Origin of the sequence: Actinoplanes sp. L3-i22 (assembly GCF_019704555.1) — a bacterium.
In the GTDB taxonomy this organism is placed as follows: domain Bacteria; phylum Actinomycetota; class Actinomycetes; order Mycobacteriales; family Micromonosporaceae; genus Actinoplanes.
This window is the reverse complement of the sequence record NZ_AP024745.1, coordinates 8,237,119-8,253,435: the sequence shown is the minus strand read 5'-3', so window position 1 is coordinate 8,253,435 and position 16,317 is coordinate 8,237,119. Positions and strand designations below refer to the sequence as shown.

Below are 16,317 nucleotides of genomic sequence, written 5' to 3'. Positions count from 1 at the left end.
TGCTCGTTGCTCGCTGCTCGTGTTGCCCGCGAGTGTATGGAGCAGCGGCGCCCGGCGGGTATCCCGCCGGGCGCCGTTTTCGCTACGTTGCCTGCTGGTCAGCTCAGTTCGCGCTTGAGCAGCTTGCCGGTCGCGGTCATCGGCAGCGACTCGACGATCTTCACGATCCGCGGGTACTTGTACGAGGCCATCTGCTCCCGGCCCCACGCCACCAGCTCGTCCTCGGTCACCGTGGCGCCCGGGTGGAGGATCACGAACGCCTTGACCTCCTCGCCGTGACTGGCGTGCGGCACCCCGATCACCGCGGCGAGCGAGACCGCGTCATGGGTGATCAGCACCTCTTCGATCTCCCGCGGGTACACGTTGAAGCCGCCCCGGATGATCATGTCCTTGGCCCGGTCGACGATGTAGTAGAAGCCGTCCTTGTCCCGGCGGGCCAGGTCACCGGTGCGGAACCAGCCGTTCCGCATCACCTCGGCGGTCGCCTCCGGCCGGTTGTAGTAGCCGTTCATGATGTTGTGCCCGCGCACCGCGACCTCGCCGACCTCGTCGACGCCGCCGACCGTGTTCCACTCCGGGTCGATCAGCTTCACCTCGACACCCCAGATCGGGATGCCGATCGAACCCGGGCGGGGCTCACCGTCCGGGTCGCTGAACGTGGCGACCGGGGACGTCTCGGACAGGCCGTACCCCTCGAGAATGGTGACCCCGAAGCGCTCCTTGACCGCTTTGATGATCTCGACCGGCAGGCTGGAACCACCGGAGACGGCCACCCGCATGTTGCGGGCGATCCGCTCCACGTCGATGTCCTCGTTCGTGCTGAGCGCGTTCAGCAGACCCCAGTACATCGTCGGGACGCCGGCGAAGAACGTCACGTTCTCGCTCTGCAGCAGCTGCACGGCGGCGTTCGCCTCGAAGCGCGGCAGCAGCACCAGGGTGGCCGCGACCGAGAAGCCGGCGTTCATGTTCACCGTCGAGCCGAACGAGTGGAACAGCGGCAGCACCAGCAGATGCGTGTCGGTGGCCGGCTGCGAGCTGAAGAGCCGGTTGCAGGTCAGCGCGTTCAGCACCAGGTTGGAGTGGGACAGCTCGGCGCCCTTGGCCTGCCCGGTCGTGCCGCTGGTGTACAGGATCACCGCGGCGTCGGTCTCGGCGCGCAGCACGGTCTCGAAGACCGGCCCGTGCCCGGCCAGGGCCTGCCCGAGCGTCTCCGCCCCCTCGATCGGCGAGGCGGCTGCCGGGTCCGCGGTGACCAGGAAGAACTGCTCGCAGCCCGGGGCGCCGGTGAAGCCGGCGTGGCCCTCGGCGCCCATCGGCAGCTCGGGCGTGCCCTGGAAGCAGAAGTACGCCTTCGCCTCCGAGTCGTTCAGGTGGTACGTGATCTCCCGGCCCTTGAGCAGCACGTTCAGCGGGACCACGACCGCGCCGGCCTTGAGGATCCCGTAGTAGATCACCGGGAAGTACGGCAGGTTCGGGCAGGAGAGCGCCACCTTGTCGCCGGGCTGGATGCCGCGGGCCACCAGCATGTTCGCCACCTGGTTGGCGGCCGCCTCGACCTGGGCGTAGCTGAGGCGTTGCGGGCCGAGCACCACGGCGGCGCGCTCGGGGTGGCGGCGGGCGCTGTCCTCCAGGAGAACGGAGAGGTTGAGCATCCGGTGGAATCCCTTCGGGGTGGTGCTTATGCCTGAGTAGCTCTTATGCCTGAGTCGTGCTTACGCCTGAGTCGTGCTTGCCGGGGTCGTGCTTTGCCGGCGTCGTTTGTGACCGCGGTCTCATCCCAACACGAGTGGGTCCTGAGGGGGAACATCCGTTTCGGCATTGTTTCCGTGCCCGGATTCGTCAGGTCGCCGGTTTTTGTGCCGATGGCCCCGACGTGGGAATTCCGGTGATGGAAGCAGTACACGTCGGCCGTCAGCCGATCTTCGACGCTCAAGGCTCGATCGTCGCCTTCGAGCTGCTCTTCCGTGGCCGGATGAACGATGTGGCGTCCGGCCGCCAGGACACCTACGCGACCAGCACGGTGATGATCAACGCATTCACCGAGTTCGGAATCGCCGAGGTGGCCGGTGATCGGCCGTGCTTCATCAACCTCACCCGTGAGTTCGTGACCGGACGGCTGCCGTTGCCGTTCGGCCCCGAACAGGTGGTGCTGGAGGTGTTGGAGACGGTCGCGGTGGACGACGAGGTGATCGAAGGGATCACCGCGCTGGCCGAAGCCGGCTACAAGATCGCCCTGGACGACTTCGTCTGGGGCTCCGGCCACGAGCAACTGCTCGGGCTGGCCTCCTACGTCAAGCTCGACCTGCTGGACGGCGACCTGAGCCGGCTCGACGAGATCGTCGCCGCCTGCCGCAAGTTCCCGGGTCTCCAACTGGTCGCCGAACGCCTGGAGACCGAGGTCGAGGTCGCCATCGCGGACCGTTACGGCATGGAACTGCGCCAGGGGTACGCCCTGAGCCGTCCCCAGGTGCTGAGCACGCCCAGCCTGTCGCCGTCCCGTCTGCGCCGTCTCGAACTCGTCGCGGCCCTGATGTCCCCGGACGTCCAGCTCGAGAAGATCACCTCGATCATCGTCAGCGACCCGGCCCTGGCCCTGCGCGTACTCCGGGTCAGCAACTCGGTCGCGGCCGGCGTGGTCAGCCGGATCTCCTCGGTCCGCCAGGCCGTCATGCTGGTCGGCCTGACCCGGATCCGCCGCTGGGCCACCCTGATGGTGGTCGACGACGTGGCCGAGGCCCCGGAGGGGCAACTGCTCACCGCGCTGACCCAGGCCCGCCTGTGCGAGAACCTGGCCCCGCGCTTCCACGCCGACCCGGGCGCCGCCTTCGTGGCCGGCCTGGTCATCGGCATGGCCCGCCTGATGGGCTTCACCCCGGCCGCCATGGGCGAACAACTCCCGTTGACCGCCGACGTCTCCGACGCCCTGACCCACGGCACCGGTCGCCTCGGCCAGGTCCTGAACGCGGTCCGAGCCTACGAATCCGGCGAACCCGGCTCAGAGGACCTGGCCGTCCCAGCCCTGGACGCCATGCGCTGGTCCACCCGAACCCTAACCGCCGCCCACCGCTTCAACCCCAAACGCCGCCGCTAGCCAACCAACCGCCCAACCGCCCAACCGCCCAACCGCCCAACCGACCCGCTCGCCCGGCCAGCCCCGCCGCGCCGAGTCAGGCCGCGTCCCGCCCAACCAGACCAGGCCGCGCCGCGCCCGCACACAGCCCGACGCGGCCCGGCCCGCCTCGGCTCGCAACGCCCGGCCCGGCGGCTCGGCCACGCTGGGGCCCGGCCAGGCCGTGCCGCGGCCACGCCCCGCCCGGCCAGGCCGCGCCGCGCCCGGCCAGGCCGCGCCGCGCCCGTGTCGTGCCACGGGCGCCGGGCGCGTCGCACCGGCCCATCCGCGCACACCGGCACTGCGTGGCACCTGGCCGGCCGAGCCCGCTGCCCACGCTGCTCGGGTTGCGGCCGGGCCCGGATCCGGCATCGCCGGAGGTCGGCTCCTCGGCCGCGACCCGGCGAGTCCGGCTCTATCGGGCGAGGCCGGTTCGTCGCAGCACGGGCACTGCGGTGGAGGCGACCGCGAGCAGGGCACACAGCGCTGCGACCGCGAGCGCCGCGCCCCACGGAACGATCAGGGCCACCTTGCTACCCAACTCGTCCTCGACGGCGGCGTGAACACCGGTCAGCGAGAACCAGCCCACCGAACCGCCCAGCAGCGCGCCGACGACCGCAGCGAGCAACGCCTCGGCCGTGGTGATGCGCAGGACCTGCCCGAGCCCGGCCCCGGCCAGACGCAGCGACCGGAACTCCGGCCGTCGTGCGGCGGTGGCCATCAGCAGCGTGTTCGACACCGCGATCGCCGTGTACCCGGCGGTCAGCCCGATCAGCACCCACAGGAACAGATCCACCAGATCACCCTCCTCATCGACCTCCTCCTGTGCGTACTCCCGAGCCGACAGCACCCGGGCCCCGGCGACCGGCCGCGGTTCGCCGGTCAGCACGACCATGCTGGTCAGGGCGTCCGGATCGTGCTGCCGAACCAGGTCACGGGGGAGCACCACGGCCGCTGCGGCCGCCGCGTCGATCTTCCGGACCGCCAGTGAGCTGACCGCGCCGTCCGCCCACCGCAGGCTGATCGCCGACCCGGCGGAAGCCCCCAACTCCTTGGCCGCCTCCGGGGTGAGCGTCACGGGCGCGCCATCGATGCCGGCCGCATCCTCACCGGTGGTCGCCGTGCCGTGCGCGATCAGCACCCGGGTGTCGAGCCGCGAGCTCCCGGTCTGAGCGCGGACGGCGGCCTCACCGAGCCCAGGCGCACCGTCCGGAGCCAGCACGGTGGCCGCCGGAATCTTCGCCGTCTCGTCGATCCCGGTCGCCTCGTCGATCGTCGCCACCATGCCGGTGAGCAGCACCGTCATACCGACCGTCACCAGCACCGGAGCGGCCGTCGAGGCAACCCGGCGGACCCCGGTCAGCGTGCCCTCCCGCACCACCATCCCGGTCGCCGAGCCTCGCCACGGCCCGGTCGCCAACCGCACCAGCGGCCCGATCACCACCGGGGTGAGCAGCGCCGCCGCGGTCAGCCACAGCATGGCGGCGCCCATCCCGGCGGTCGTCTTGCTGTCCGTCGCCATCGACGGCATCGCGGCCAGCAGCGCCGCGCCCAGCGCGACACTGAGCAGACCGAACACCCAGCGCGACGGCGTCATCGAGCGGGTCTCGGCGGCCGCGTCGCGCAGCGCCGCCAGTGGCGGAACCTTGCTTGCCCGGCGCGCCGCCACGGCCACCCCGGCCAGCGCCACGACCAGGCCGAGCAGAACCGCCCCACCCACCGCGATCGGCTGCCAGGTCGCCTCGAAACCGGGTGGCTCGAGATCGAGGTCGACCATCGGGCCGGCCAGCAACGGCGCGAGCGCTGTCCCCAGCGGCGCGCCGACCAGGCCGGCCAGCAGCGCGATGAGCGTCGTCTCCGCGTACATCATCCGGCGCACCTGACCCGGCGTCGCGCCGGCCGCCCGCAGCAGGCCCAGCTCGCGCCGCCGTTGAGCGGCCGTCAGCGCACACGTCGAGGCGACCACGAATACGGTCGCGAAGGTGCCCAGCGTGACCATCGCGATCAGCAGCTGCGCGCCGATCCACCGGGTCCGGGTCACCATCGCCGGCTCGAGGGCGGCGCGGTCCGCCCCGGCGAGGACCGTCCCGGCCACGCCGATCAGGGCTTGCGCCGCGTCCGCCACTTGCGCTCGGTCGCCGGCCACGATCAAACCCATTGCCCGTACGCCGGAAGCCCGCGCCAGCGCGTCACGCTCCGTCACGTAGTAGCCGGGACCGTCGGTAGTGCCCGTGACCCGCCACGTCTCCGGCCCAGCCGCGGTCAGCACCTGGATCGTGCTGCCCGGCCCAACGTCCTCAGCCGTCGTGCCGCCCGCCCCGACGTCCTCAGCTGTCGTGCCGCCCGCGCCGACGTGCGAGGCCGCCGTGCTGCTCGGACCGGCCTGCACGGCTGCTGTGTCGCCCGCGCCGACGTGCGCGGTGGTGGCGTCGGCCGGTGACGTGCCGACGACCACCTCGCCCCGCTTCGCCGGCGCGTTTCCGCTGGTCAGCCGGTAGGCGCCGAGTGCTGCCGAGGACCAGGAGTGCCCGGCCAGTTGTGCCATCCGGTCGGCGTCGGTGCCCTGTTCCTGGACGTAGAAGAACGGATCAGGAATCGCGTTCGTGATCCGCGGATCCTGGCGCAGCCGTGCGGACAGGTCGGTCAGCTCGGCCGGCGTCCACGAGCGGATCTCCGGCTCGCCGTAGTCGTTCGTGCCCACCGACGGCGCCTGCACGGTCACCGGGGCGGCTCGGTACCGCTCGGGCGGCCGGGGCTGCGAGGAGAGATACAGCGTCACCGAGCCGGCCACCACGGCCACGCCCAGCGCGATCGCCACGAACGTGCCGGCGAAGCTCGCGAACCGGTGCCGGACCATCGCCCACGCCATCATCGGGCCGACTCCTCGAGCCGCGCGGTGTGCACCGCGATCTTCTCCGCCCCGACCGGACCGGGCAGATCGTCCACCACCCGGCCGTCGGCCAGGAACAGCACCCGGTCGGCGTGCGCGGCGGCCACCGGATCGTGGGTGACCATCACGATGGTCTGGCGGTGCCGGTCGACCGCGCTGCGCAGCAGGCGCAGCACCTCGGCCCCGGAGCGCGCGTCCAGCGCGCCGGTCGGCTCGTCCGCGAAGATCACCGCGGGCCGGGTGACGAGCGCACGCGCGATCGCCACCCGCTGCTGCTGGCCACCGGACAGCTCCGTGGGCCGATGCCCGGCACGCTCGGCGAGACCGACCTCGGCCAGCATCGCCGCCACCTCGCCGGGCTGTGGTTTACGGCCGGCCAGGCGCAGCGGCAGCACCACGTTCTGCGCCGCGGTCAGGGCCGGCACCAGGTTGAACGCCTGGAAGACGAACCCCACCCGGCTGCGGCGGAGCCGGGTGAGGGCACGCTCGCCCAGACCCCCGATGGGCACGCCGTCGATCAGCACCTCACCGCTCGTCACCCGGTCGAGCCCGGCCGCGCAGTGCAGCAGCGTGGACTTCCCCGAGCCGGACGGGCCCATCACGGCCGTGAACGTGCCCGGAGCGAACCGCGCGTCCACCTCGTCGAGCGCGGTGACCGCGTTCTCGGCCTGGCCATACCGTTTGGTGACCCCGCGGATCTCCACGGCGGCTGTGTCTGCTCGCGTCGTCGTCATGGGCATCAGCCAACCGGTTCGCGCGGCCCGGCACATTCACGCAGGGGTGAGGATCGAAGGTAACGCCAGCACTACCGACGGCGGCGAATCGCGGCGGTACCGTGCCCCACATGCCGGTCCGCAACGCGCTCGAAGCGCTCACCCTCCGGCCGACCGAGTTCCTGCGCTCGGCCTGGCCGTGGCGTTCCCTTGTCTATCTCAGTGGCGGTGCCCTGCTCGGGTTCGCCACCGTCCTCGGCGTGGTCGCCCTGATCCTGGTCGGCGCCCTGCTGTCGATCGTGGCGATCGGGCTGGCGTGCTATGTGGCGACGATCCTCTCCGGCGTCGTGGTCGCCCGGATGGAGCGGCGCCGCATGCGCCTGGTCGACCTGGACGAGCTGCCCGACCCGCATCGGCCGGTGACCCGGCCCGGTGTGCGGGGCTGGCTGGCCGTCCGCCTGCGCGAGCAGGCCACCTGGCGCGAGCTGGGTTACGCGACGCTCCTGGCCAGTTTGCTGTGTTGGATGGACTCGCTGGTCGTCGGCGCGGTCTTCTACGAGGTGCTGACCACCTTCGGAGCACCGTTCTACATGGTCGACGAGCCGATGTCCGCCCGGCTCGCCCTGGCCGCGGCCGGGGTGCCGCTGACGTTGATCCTGGCTTGGCCGGTGACCGCCTGGGCCGGGGCGCGAGCCGCGATGGCCCGCGCGATCCTGGCTCCGCGCGCGCACGACGCCGACGAGCGGCTGATCGAGGTGACCCGGTCCCGGGCCCGCCTGGTCGACGCGTTCGAGCTGGAGCGCCGGCGGATCGAGCGGGATCTGCACGACGGCGCCCAGCAGCGGATGGTGGCGATGAACATCCAGCTCGGCATGGCCCGGCTGGAGCTGCCGGCGGGCAGTCCGGCCGAGAAATACCTGGTGGAGGCGCAGACCCTGGCGAAGCAGGCGCTGACCGAGATCCGGGAGTTGATCCGCGGCGTGCATCCCAAGGTGCTGACCGACCGGGGCCTGGCCGCGGCCGCCGGCGAGGTCGCGTCGATCACGCCGCTGCCGGTGGACCTGCAGTTCTCGCTGCCCGGCCGATTGCCGGCGGCGCTGGAGATCACCGCCTACTTCGTGATCGTCGAGGCGCTGGCCAACGTGACGAAACACAGCGGCGCCACCAGCGCCAGCGTCTCCGGCACCGTCGACCAGGGCCGCCTGATCCTCGAGATCCGCGACGACGGCCGCGGCGGCGCCAAACCGGCCGGTGGCTCCGGCCTCGTCGGCCTGGCCGACCGCGCTGCGGTCCTCGACGGCACGGTAGCGGTCGCCAGTCCGGCCGGCGGCCCCACCGTCCTGCGTGTCGAGATCCCCGTCCCACCAGCCGATCGCTCCCCGCCAGCCGCCCGCACCGGCCGGCCTGCGGAAACACGCGCATGAGCGCCCGCATCGTCCGTGCGCAGCTCACGGGCAAGTTGGGGTGCGGGCTTAGCGGTGGGGCTGGAAGTTGGGGTGTGGGCTGAGCGGTGGGCTGCGGTGTGGTTTGGGTGGTGGGGCTGAGGGTTGGGGCGTGGGTTTGAGCGGCGGGCTGTGGGTGTGGGTTTGAGCGGTGCGCTGCGGTGTGGGTTTGAGCGGTGCGCTGCGGTGTGGGTTTGAGCGGTGGGCTGCGGTGTGGGTTTGAGTGGTGGGGCTGGGAGTTGGGGGTGTGGACGTGAGCGGCGGGCTGCGGGTGGTGATCGCTGAGGATGGGGTGATTGTTCGGGAAGGCGTGGCTGGGATGCTTCGGAAGTTCGGGCATGAGGTGGTGGCCGCGGTGGGGGATGCCGATGAGCTGCGGGTGGCCGTGGCCGAGCACAAGCCGGACGTGGTGGTGACCGATGTGCGGATGCCGCCGGGGTTCAGTGACGAGGGGCTGCAGGCGGCGATCGCGCTGCGGGCCGAGGATCCGGAGCTTCCGGTGCTGGTGCTCAGTCAGTACGTGGAGCAGACCTATGCGTCGGAGCTGCTCGACTCCGGGCCGGGCGCGGGGGTCGGCTATCTGCTGAAGGAACGGATCGGGGAGGTCACCGATTTCGTCGAGGCGCTTGTCGCGGTGGCCGGCGGGCGGACGGTGGTGGATCCGGAGGTGGTTCGGCAGTTGCTGAATCGGCGGCGGGATCCGCTGAATCGGCTGACTGCGCGGGAGCGTGAGGTTCTCGGGTTGATGGCGGAGGGGCGGTCGAACACCGGGATCGCCCGTGGGCTGAGGGTGTCCGAGGCGGCGGTGGCCAAGCACATCAACAGCCTGCTGACCAAGCTCGACCTGCCGCCCGACTCCGATGATCATCGGCGGGTCCGGGCGGTTCTGGCCTATCTGCGTGGCTGAGGAGGACTGTGGCGCTGGTGGCCAAGGTGTGGCGGCTTGGCGGCGAAGGCGTGGCGCGGCGGCCGAGGCGGTGGCGGCGAAGCCGTGGCGCGGCGGCCGAGGCGGTGGCGGCGAAGCCGTGGCGCGGCGGCCGAGGCGGTGGCGGCGAAGCCGTGGCGCGGCGGCCGAGGCGGTGGCGGCGAAGGCGTGGTGGCGGTGGCGGTGCGGCGGCGGTGGCGGTGCGGCGGTGGTGGCGGTGCGGCGGCCGAGGCGGTGGCGGTGCGGTGGCGGTGCGACGGTGGTGGCTGTGGCGTGGTGGTGTTTGGGTCAGCGGTCGGTGACGGCGCTTATTGTGGCGAGCAGGCCGGCGGTCAGGTCGTAGCGGTCTCGCGGGACCACCTGCGGGAAACCGGCGGGTGCCTCGGGCGGTGCGATCGGGCGCGGGTTTTCGCGGTACCAAGCCAGGCCCGCCACCTGCGTGATCACCTGGCCGGTGAAGTGGAGCCGTCCGCAGTCCCGCGAGCCGGCCAGGTACAGGGTCAGGTCGATGCCGGCCGGCTCGGATGCGGACCAGCCCGGGAACACCGTCTTGAACTCGGCGTACCCGTGCGGATCGGTCACCTGAGCCCCGCTCAGCACGGGATCCGCGGGCCCCGGCGCCCGGTGCGAGATCTCCAGGACGGCGCCCGGCAGTGGCCGGTCGACCGCGTCCAGTACCCGCACGCGGAGCATCATCGGCACGCCCGCGTCGGCGGGCGCCAGCTCACGCCGTACGACGAACCGGTTTTCCGATGTGGAAGAACCGGAAGCGGTCGGCGGACCGGAAGTGGCCGGATCCGCCGGACGGAGCTGGCAGATGGCCGGCACCGCTCCCGGAAAATCCAGCGTGATGATGCTGCGCCGGCTCATCACCGGCGCGGTGGCGCGCTCCTCGAATGCCATTGATGTCCCACCGTCCCCTGACACTTACGTCCCCGTAAATGATCATTCCAGGACGGAAAGACTTAGATGTGCTGTTTGCCGGAAATATTCGCGACCCGTAAATGTGCCAGGACCAGCGGATCGATGGCACCGGGCACGATCCGCATCTCCAGGTTCTCGATCCCGGCCCAGGACGCGAGCGCCGCGTCGAGGTCGGCGTCCCGCTCGCCGAGCTCGGTGAGCCGCGTCCGCACCTCGTCGGCGAGCGGACCGTGCAGGGGCATCAGCAGGGCGGGATCGGGCCGCTCGAAATACAGCGAGTGCATGGTGAGCAGCCGGGCCAGCTCGGTGACCGGGTCCGAGTGGTCGTCGACGCGCAGGTCGACGAGGACGTCGCTGGTGCCGCCGTACCCCAGGCCCTTGGCGACCACCAGCAACGCCGCGCTCTGCCGCCCACGGCGATCGCCGCCCGCCTGATCTCCGGCGCGCAGCGCCGCCACCAGGCGATAGGCCAGCCGTGCCTCGGTCGTGGAGCCCAGCCACGCGGTCGCCATGTCGGTGACGACGGCGGCTCCGGCCAGCATGTTGCCCTGGATCGCGTATCCGTCGCCGGCCGTCCCGCCGGCCCACGGGTGGCAGTCGTCGCCGGTGAACGTGGCCCCGTCGCCGGTCGCGGCGACCACGCCGACCTGCCGGTGGCCGACCGGGCCGTCGTCGCCGGCGGTCAGCGCCCGCACGGTGAAGTCGGCCGGCACCCCGGAGGCGAGCAGGGCGAGGCCCTGCGGACGGTAGGCGAGGTTCGCGTACGACTGCGTCGCCAGCGCGCCCACGTCGGCGAGCGCGGCCGGCACCGCCGCGCCGACGCCGAGGAACTTGCTGGCCACCGCCACGCCCAGGGCCTTGCCGTCCGCGGACCGGCCCACGATCGAGAACGTCATGAGCGGCACGCTATCGGATGTTGTGATCTAGGGACTGGCCGACTAACGTACAACCACATGGTTGTAGGTGAGGAGCGGGAGGACCGGGTCTTCCACGCGCTCGCCGACGCCACCCGGCGCGACATCCTGTCGCGCGTGTTCCGGTCCGGGATGTCCGTCTCCGCGCTGGCCCGGCTCTATCCGATGAGCTTCGCCGCGGTGCAGAAACACGTCGCGGTGCTGGAGCAGGCCGGGCTCGTCACCAAGGAGCGGCGGGGCCGGGAGCAGATCGTGCACGGCGATCCGGACGCGCTGCGCGGCGTGATCGGTGGCCTGATGAACAGCTACGAACGGATCTGGCGGGACCGAGCCGGCCGGATCACCGCGATTCTGGAGGAGGAGTCATGACCGTGACCGACACGACCACGAACCTCGAGGAGCTGACCCTCACGTTCGTCACCGAGTTCGACGCCCCGGCCGAGAAGGTCTGGACGGTCTGGGCCGACCCGCGCAAGCTGGAGCGCTGGTGGGGCCCGCCGACCTGGCCGGCCACGTTCGTCCGCCACGAGTTCGTGCCGACCGGCGCCGCGCGCTATTACATGACCGGGCCGGACGGCACCAGGGCGCACGGCTGGTGGACGATCACCGCGATCGAGGCGCCGTACCGGTTGGAGTTCGACGACGGGTTCGCGAACGCCGACGGCGAGCCGATCGACGCCGACCGGCCGATGCACGCCGTCGTCACCCTCGACGAGACCGGCGGGACGACCCGGATGACCGTGGTCAGCCACTTCCCGGACGTGGACACGCTGGAACGGCAGCTGAAGATGGGCATGCAGGAGGGCATGCGCCTGGCCCTCGGCCAGATCGATCAGATCCTTTCCAACAGCTGACCGGAGGGTGTTGAGTGGGGGGATGACGCCACCGTTCCGGGCGGATCATGTCGGGAGTCTGCTCCGCCCGCCCCACCTGCTCGATGCCCGTGCCAGGCGCGCCACCGGCGAGATCACCGCCGGCGAGCTGCGCGCGATCGAGGACGACGCGATCCGGGACGTGATCCGGGCCCAGCGCGACGTCGGCCTGCGCTCGGCGACCGACGGCGAATTCCGCCGTACCGCCTGGCACATGGACTTCATCTACCGCCTCGGCGGGATCCGGCCGACCGACGAGAAGATCCAGGTCCATTTCCGGAATGCGGACGGGGAACTGGACTTCGAGTCGGCGGCCCTCGCCGTCGACGCGCCGATCCGTCTCACCGAGACCATTTTCGGCGACGACCTGGCCTTTCTTCAGGAGAACGTCGGCGAGGGAATCACCGCCAAGCTGACCATTCCGTCGCCGAGCATGGTGCATTATCGGGGCGGCCGGGCGGCCATCGATCCGGCGGTCTATCCGGACGAGGAGCAGTTCTGGGCCGATCTCAGCGCCGCCTATGCCGAACAGGTCCGCCGGGTCGCCGCGCAGGGCTGTCGTTATCTGCAGCTGGACGACACCAGCCTGGCCTACCTCAACGACCCGGACCAGCGCCGTCAGCTCACCGAACGCGGCGACGACGCGGAACATCAGCATCTGCGCTACATCCGCCAGATCAATGCCGCGATCGTCGATCGCCCGGCGGAGCTGCGCGTCACCACGCACATGTGCCGCGGAAACTTCCGATCCTCCTGGGCGGCCGAGGGCGGTTACGACTTCGTCGCCGAGGCGCTTTTCAGTGAGCTCGCCGTCGACGGCTTCTTCCTCGAGTTCGACGACGAGCGGTCCGGCGGATTCGCCCCGCTGCGCTTCGTCCCGCCCGGCAAGATGGTCGTGCTCGGGCTGGTCACCACGAAACGCGGCGCGCTCGAATCGAAGGACACCCTGAAACGCCGCATCGACGAGGCCGCGAAATACGTGCCGCTCGACCAGCTCTGCCTCTCCCCGCAATGCGGCTTCTCCTCGACCGTCGAAGGCAACGCCCTCACCTACGACGAGGAAATCGCCAAACTCCGCCTGATCGTCGAAACCGCCGAAGAGATCTGGGGATAAGAAGCAAATTCTTTATTGCCTCGGCTGCGGCCGATAACTGATCGTCGCTCCCGCGGGGACCCTTCCGGTCCTCGCAGGGCGCGGGGCGCCCAGAACGCGAGGCCCTACAGGGCGACGTCCGTGGGTGGTTGCGGTTTCAAAGGACCCGAAAACCCGGTGACCGCGGCGTCCATGATCTCGGTGAGGTGGGACATCGGGTCGGGGAGGTCGCCGGGCAGGAAGTCCTCGTACCAGATCCGGAACGCCTGGGTGACGCACCCGACCAGCAGCCGGCGCCGCCAGTCACCCGGGTCGGCGCCGGGGGTCCGCGCCGCGAGCAGCGCCGCGATGTTCGGGTCGCTGTCGGTCCGGACCACCACCGCGGACACCTGGAGGTGCGCCGACTGCTGGGCCACCGTGCGCAGGGCGACCAGCAGCTCCCGCCGCTCCACCACGAACTCGGCCACCCGGATCATCGCCCCGCGCATCACCGCGCGATCGTCCGCCCCGTCCGGCGCGCCGGCGGACAGGTACTCGGTGACGATCGTGGTCATCTGCCGGACCGGCTCCGCGACCACGTCCTCCTTGCTGGCGAAATACCGGTGGAACGTGCGCGGCGCGATCTCCGCCTTGGCGCAGATGTCGCCCACCGTGACGTTGTCGTAGCCGCGCTCGATGAACAGCTGCCAGGCCGCCCGCACGGTGGCGATCCGGCTCTGTTCACGCTTCCGGTCCCGAAGGCTGGTGATCCCCATCTCACACATTCTCCCGCGTTGCCTGCCGGCAACCATCTCGTGGCACGCTCTGCCTCGTGGCACAGTCTGCCACGAAGTTGAAGGAGCCCTCATGTCCCAAGCCGCCGCTGTGGCGCAGTCGCAGGAGTCCGGCGCGAAGCCGAAATCCTCCTGGACCGGTAAGCAGATCATCGTCCTGCTGGTGATCGGCACCGCCGCGCTGATGGTGTCGCTCACCCAGTCCCTGCTCGTCCCGGTGATGTCCGAGCTGGGCGTGGACCTCAACGCCAGCAGCGACGGCATCGCCTGGCTGCTCACCTCGACCCTGCTGGTCGGCGCGGTCGCGGTGCCCGCGTTCGGCCGGCTCGGCGACCTGTACGGCACCAAGCGGATGGTGCTGGTCTCGCTCGGCGCCCTGATCATCGGCTCGCTGGTCTGCGCGCTGTCCGACTCGCTCACCCCGATGATCGTCGGCCGGGCGATCGTCGGCCTCTCGGTCGCCACCGTCCCGCTGAGCATCAGCCTGGTCGGCGTGACCCTGCCCCGCGAGCACTCCGGCGCCGGCATCGCCCTGATCAGCGCGATGCTCGGGGTCGGCGGCGCGCTCGGCCTGCCGCTCTCCGGCCTGATCGCGGAGTACGCGGACTACCACGTCCTGTTCTGGATCTGCGTGGTCGGCGGCATCCTGGTCATCCCGGGCATCGTCAAGCTGGTGCCGAACCCGGCGACGGCCGGCAAGGGCAAGATGGACTACATCGGCACGGTCCTGCTCGGCGCGGCCATGCTGTCGCTGCTGCTCCCGCTGGCCCAGGGCTCGAAGTGGGGCTGGAGCGACCCGCTGACCATCGGCCTGCTGGTCGCCGCGGCGGTGCTGCTGGTGGTCTTCGTGGTGGTCGAGCTGAAGCTCAAGTCCCCGCTGGTGGACGTGCGCACGACGGCCCGCCCGGCGCTGCTGCTGACCAACATCGCGTCGCTGTTCGTCGGCTTCGCGCTGTTCGCGACGCTGATCGGCACCGCGACCTACGTGCAGATGCCGACCGTCACCGGGTACGGCTTCGGCAAGTCGATCCTGGTCGGCGGCCTGTGCATGCTGCCCGGCGGCATCATCATGCTGCTACTCTCCCCGGTCTCCGCGAAGCTGGCCCCGCGCACCGCCCTGATCATCGGCTCGCTGATCATCGCGGTCGGGTTCGCCTCCCGGATCTTCCTGACCGACAGCCTGTGGGAGGTCATCCTCGGCGCGACGATCGCCGGCGCCGGCACGGGCATCGCGTACGCCGCCATGCCGGGCCTGATCTCGCACGCCACCCCGTTGTCCGAGCTGGCCGCCGCGAACGGCCTGAACGCGCTGTTCCGCAGCGTCGGCAGCTCGCTCGCCAGCGCCATCGGCGGCGCGGTCCTGGCCGCGAAGACGCTGGACCTGGGCGGCCACGAGCTGCCCACGCTCGGCGCGTACCAGTTGCTCTTCGGGCTCTGCGCGGGCGCCGCGATCCTGGCCGCGCTGCTGGCCCTGGTCATCCCGAAGCACTCGGCGACGGCCGACGCCGCTCTCCCGGAGTGACCCCGGTGTAAGGCGGCCGCTTCGGGGAACCACTGGAGCGGGTACGGTCGAACCCTTCGGGAACTGATGCGGCCGGCGGCCAAGCGCCGGCCGCATCGCCCGTTCCGCGGTGGCCGAAGACGAACGCCGCATCGCCTGCTCTCCGGCGCCCGAAGACGAACGCCCGCTGGATCGCGAAGCCGGCCGCGAACAGGGTCACCTCGGTGACCAGCTTGGCGGCGACGAGCGACCCCAGCACGTCGCTGAGCCGACTCAGGAGCAGCACGTTCGCGCTCAGCGAGAGCAGCGCGAGCCCGGCGTAGCGCGGCGCCGCCCGCCGGTGCGGCACCCGGTCGAAGACCACCGCCCGGTTCACCGAGTAGTTCAGCGTCGCGCTGACCGTCCGGGCCAGCACCGCGGACAGCGCCAGCTGACCGGTAACGGTCACCAGGATCGCCAGCAGGCCGGCGTCCACCGCGAACGCCAGCAGCGACGACGCCGCGAACGCGAGCAGCGGGCCGTAGATCCGCGCCGAGTCGCGCAGCGGCCGGAAGTGCGACGACCGGTTCCCGTCCAGGTAGACGGTCGCGATCCGGACCTCCTCGACCCGCAGCCGCTGCCGGGCCGCGCGCAGCAGCAGCCGCAGCTCGTACTCGAACCGATCCCCGGGCACGCCGGTCAGGAAGTCGAGCATCCACGCCGGATAGCCGCGCAGCCCGGTCTGCGTGTCGGTCACCGTCAGCCCGGTGACCAGCCGGAACAGCACGCGGGTGGCGGTGTTGCCGAACCGGCTGCGGGCCGGCACCGGCCCGGTGAACGCGCGGACCCCGAGCACCATCGCCGCGTCGGTGACACCGACCCGGGCGGCGACCGCCTCGATGTCGGCCGGCCGGTGCTGCCCGTCGCTGTCCGCGCAGACCACGTCGTGCCCCGGGTAGCGCGCCGAGGCGTGCGCGAATCCGGTGCGCAGGGCGAAACCCTTACCCCGGTTGTGGTCCAGGTGGATGACTTCGGCGCCGGCGATCCGGGCTTCTTCAAAGAATTCGGCGTACGCCGAGCCGCTCCCGTCGTCCACGACCAGCACGTGATGATGATCGAGGGCGCGGACCAGCCCGGCGAGCCGGTGATCGGGCTGGTAGGCGGGGATCAGCACCAGCATCG

General features: G+C 71.3%; 14 protein-coding genes. 7 read left to right on the top strand and 7 right to left on the bottom strand.

Annotation, left to right across the window (positions count from 1 at the left end; genetic code table 11):
- Nucleotides 1–98 precede the first annotated feature (98 nt).
- Nucleotides 99–1,652, bottom strand: coding sequence for a long-chain fatty acid--CoA ligase (locus L3i22_RS37100; RefSeq protein WP_221322131.1), 1,554 nt, complete (start codon nt 1,650–1,652; stop codon nt 99–101).
- A gap of 236 nt (nt 1,653–1,888) precedes the next feature.
- On the opposite strand from L3i22_RS37100, the gene L3i22_RS37095 reads away from it, so the two are divergent.
- Complete coding sequence (locus L3i22_RS37095; RefSeq protein WP_221322130.1) at nt 1,889–3,091, top strand: EAL and HDOD domain-containing protein; 1,203 nt, start codon at nt 1,889–1,891, stop codon at nt 3,089–3,091.
- Between the two features lie 433 nt (nt 3,092–3,524).
- Here the strand turns inward: L3i22_RS37095 and L3i22_RS37090 are convergent, their stop codons facing one another.
- The gene (locus L3i22_RS37090; protein ID WP_221322129.1) at nt 3,525–5,981 is read right to left on the bottom strand and encodes an FtsX-like permease family protein; all 2,457 of its coding nucleotides are present in this window, start codon (nt 5,979–5,981) and stop codon (nt 3,525–3,527) included.
- Complete coding sequence (locus L3i22_RS37085; RefSeq protein ID WP_370644273.1) at nt 5,978–6,739, bottom strand: ABC transporter ATP-binding protein; 762 nt, start codon at nt 6,737–6,739, stop codon at nt 5,978–5,980. Before L3i22_RS37085 ends, L3i22_RS37090 begins: the two co-directional genes overlap by 4 nt.
- Nucleotides 6,740–6,843: 104 nt before the next feature.
- Between L3i22_RS37085 and L3i22_RS37080 the strand changes: the two genes are divergently transcribed.
- Nucleotides 6,844–8,136: a sensor histidine kinase gene (locus L3i22_RS37080; RefSeq protein ID WP_221322127.1), complete on the top strand. Its 1,293-nt coding sequence runs from the start codon at nt 6,844–6,846 to the stop codon at nt 8,134–8,136.
- A gap of 271 nt (nt 8,137–8,407) precedes the next feature.
- Nucleotides 8,408–9,061, top strand: a complete 654-nt coding sequence (locus tag L3i22_RS37075) for a response regulator transcription factor (protein WP_221322126.1) — start codon at nt 8,408–8,410, stop codon at nt 9,059–9,061.
- A 306-nt stretch (nt 9,062–9,367) separates the two neighbouring features.
- On the opposite strand, the gene L3i22_RS37070 is transcribed toward L3i22_RS37075, so the two are convergent.
- Nucleotides 9,368–9,982, bottom strand: a complete 615-nt coding sequence (locus L3i22_RS37070) for a hypothetical protein (protein WP_221322125.1) — start codon at nt 9,980–9,982, stop codon at nt 9,368–9,370.
- Between the two features lie 62 nt (nt 9,983–10,044).
- Nucleotides 10,045–10,899: a DUF1028 domain-containing protein gene (locus tag L3i22_RS37065; RefSeq protein ID WP_221322124.1), complete on the bottom strand. Its 855-nt coding sequence runs from the start codon at nt 10,897–10,899 to the stop codon at nt 10,045–10,047.
- 57 nt (nt 10,900–10,956) lie between these two features.
- Here L3i22_RS37065 and L3i22_RS37060 point away from each other — a divergent pair, with 57 nt between their 5' ends.
- The 3 genes from L3i22_RS37060 to L3i22_RS37050 are packed head-to-tail and all read left to right on the top strand — an operon-like array spanning nt 10,957 to nt 12,903.
- Complete coding sequence (locus L3i22_RS37060; protein ID WP_221322123.1) at nt 10,957–11,286, top strand: helix-turn-helix transcriptional regulator; 330 nt, start codon at nt 10,957–10,959, stop codon at nt 11,284–11,286.
- Nucleotides 11,283–11,771 carry an SRPBCC domain-containing protein gene (locus L3i22_RS37055; protein WP_221322122.1) on the top strand — a complete coding sequence of 163 codons (489 nt, stop codon included), beginning with the start codon at nt 11,283–11,285 and terminating at the stop codon, nt 11,769–11,771. Before L3i22_RS37060 ends, L3i22_RS37055 begins: the two co-directional genes overlap by 4 nt.
- Nucleotides 11,772–11,793: 22 nt before the next feature.
- Nucleotides 11,794–12,903: a 5-methyltetrahydropteroyltriglutamate--homocysteine S-methyltransferase gene (locus tag L3i22_RS37050; protein WP_255657450.1), complete on the top strand. Its 1,110-nt coding sequence runs from the start codon at nt 11,794–11,796 to the stop codon at nt 12,901–12,903.
- Between the two features lie 104 nt (nt 12,904–13,007).
- On the opposite strand, the gene L3i22_RS37045 is transcribed toward L3i22_RS37050, so the two are convergent.
- Nucleotides 13,008–13,637: a TetR/AcrR family transcriptional regulator gene (locus L3i22_RS37045; protein WP_221322121.1), complete on the bottom strand. Its 630-nt coding sequence runs from the start codon at nt 13,635–13,637 to the stop codon at nt 13,008–13,010.
- Between the two features lie 91 nt (nt 13,638–13,728).
- Between L3i22_RS37045 and L3i22_RS37040 the strand changes: the two genes are divergently transcribed.
- A complete protein-coding gene (locus L3i22_RS37040) occupies nt 13,729–15,177 on the top strand; it encodes an MFS transporter (RefSeq protein ID WP_221322120.1) in 1,449 nt (482 codons plus the stop codon).
- On the opposite strand, the gene L3i22_RS37035 is transcribed toward L3i22_RS37040, so the two are convergent.
- On the bottom strand, nt 15,131–16,315 hold the full coding sequence (locus L3i22_RS37035; protein WP_221322119.1) for a bifunctional glycosyltransferase family 2/GtrA family protein: 1,185 nt from the start codon (nt 16,313–16,315) through the stop codon (nt 15,131–15,133). The two genes, L3i22_RS37040 and L3i22_RS37035, sit on opposite strands and share 47 nt — an antisense overlap.
- Nucleotides 16,316–16,317 lie beyond the last annotated feature (2 nt).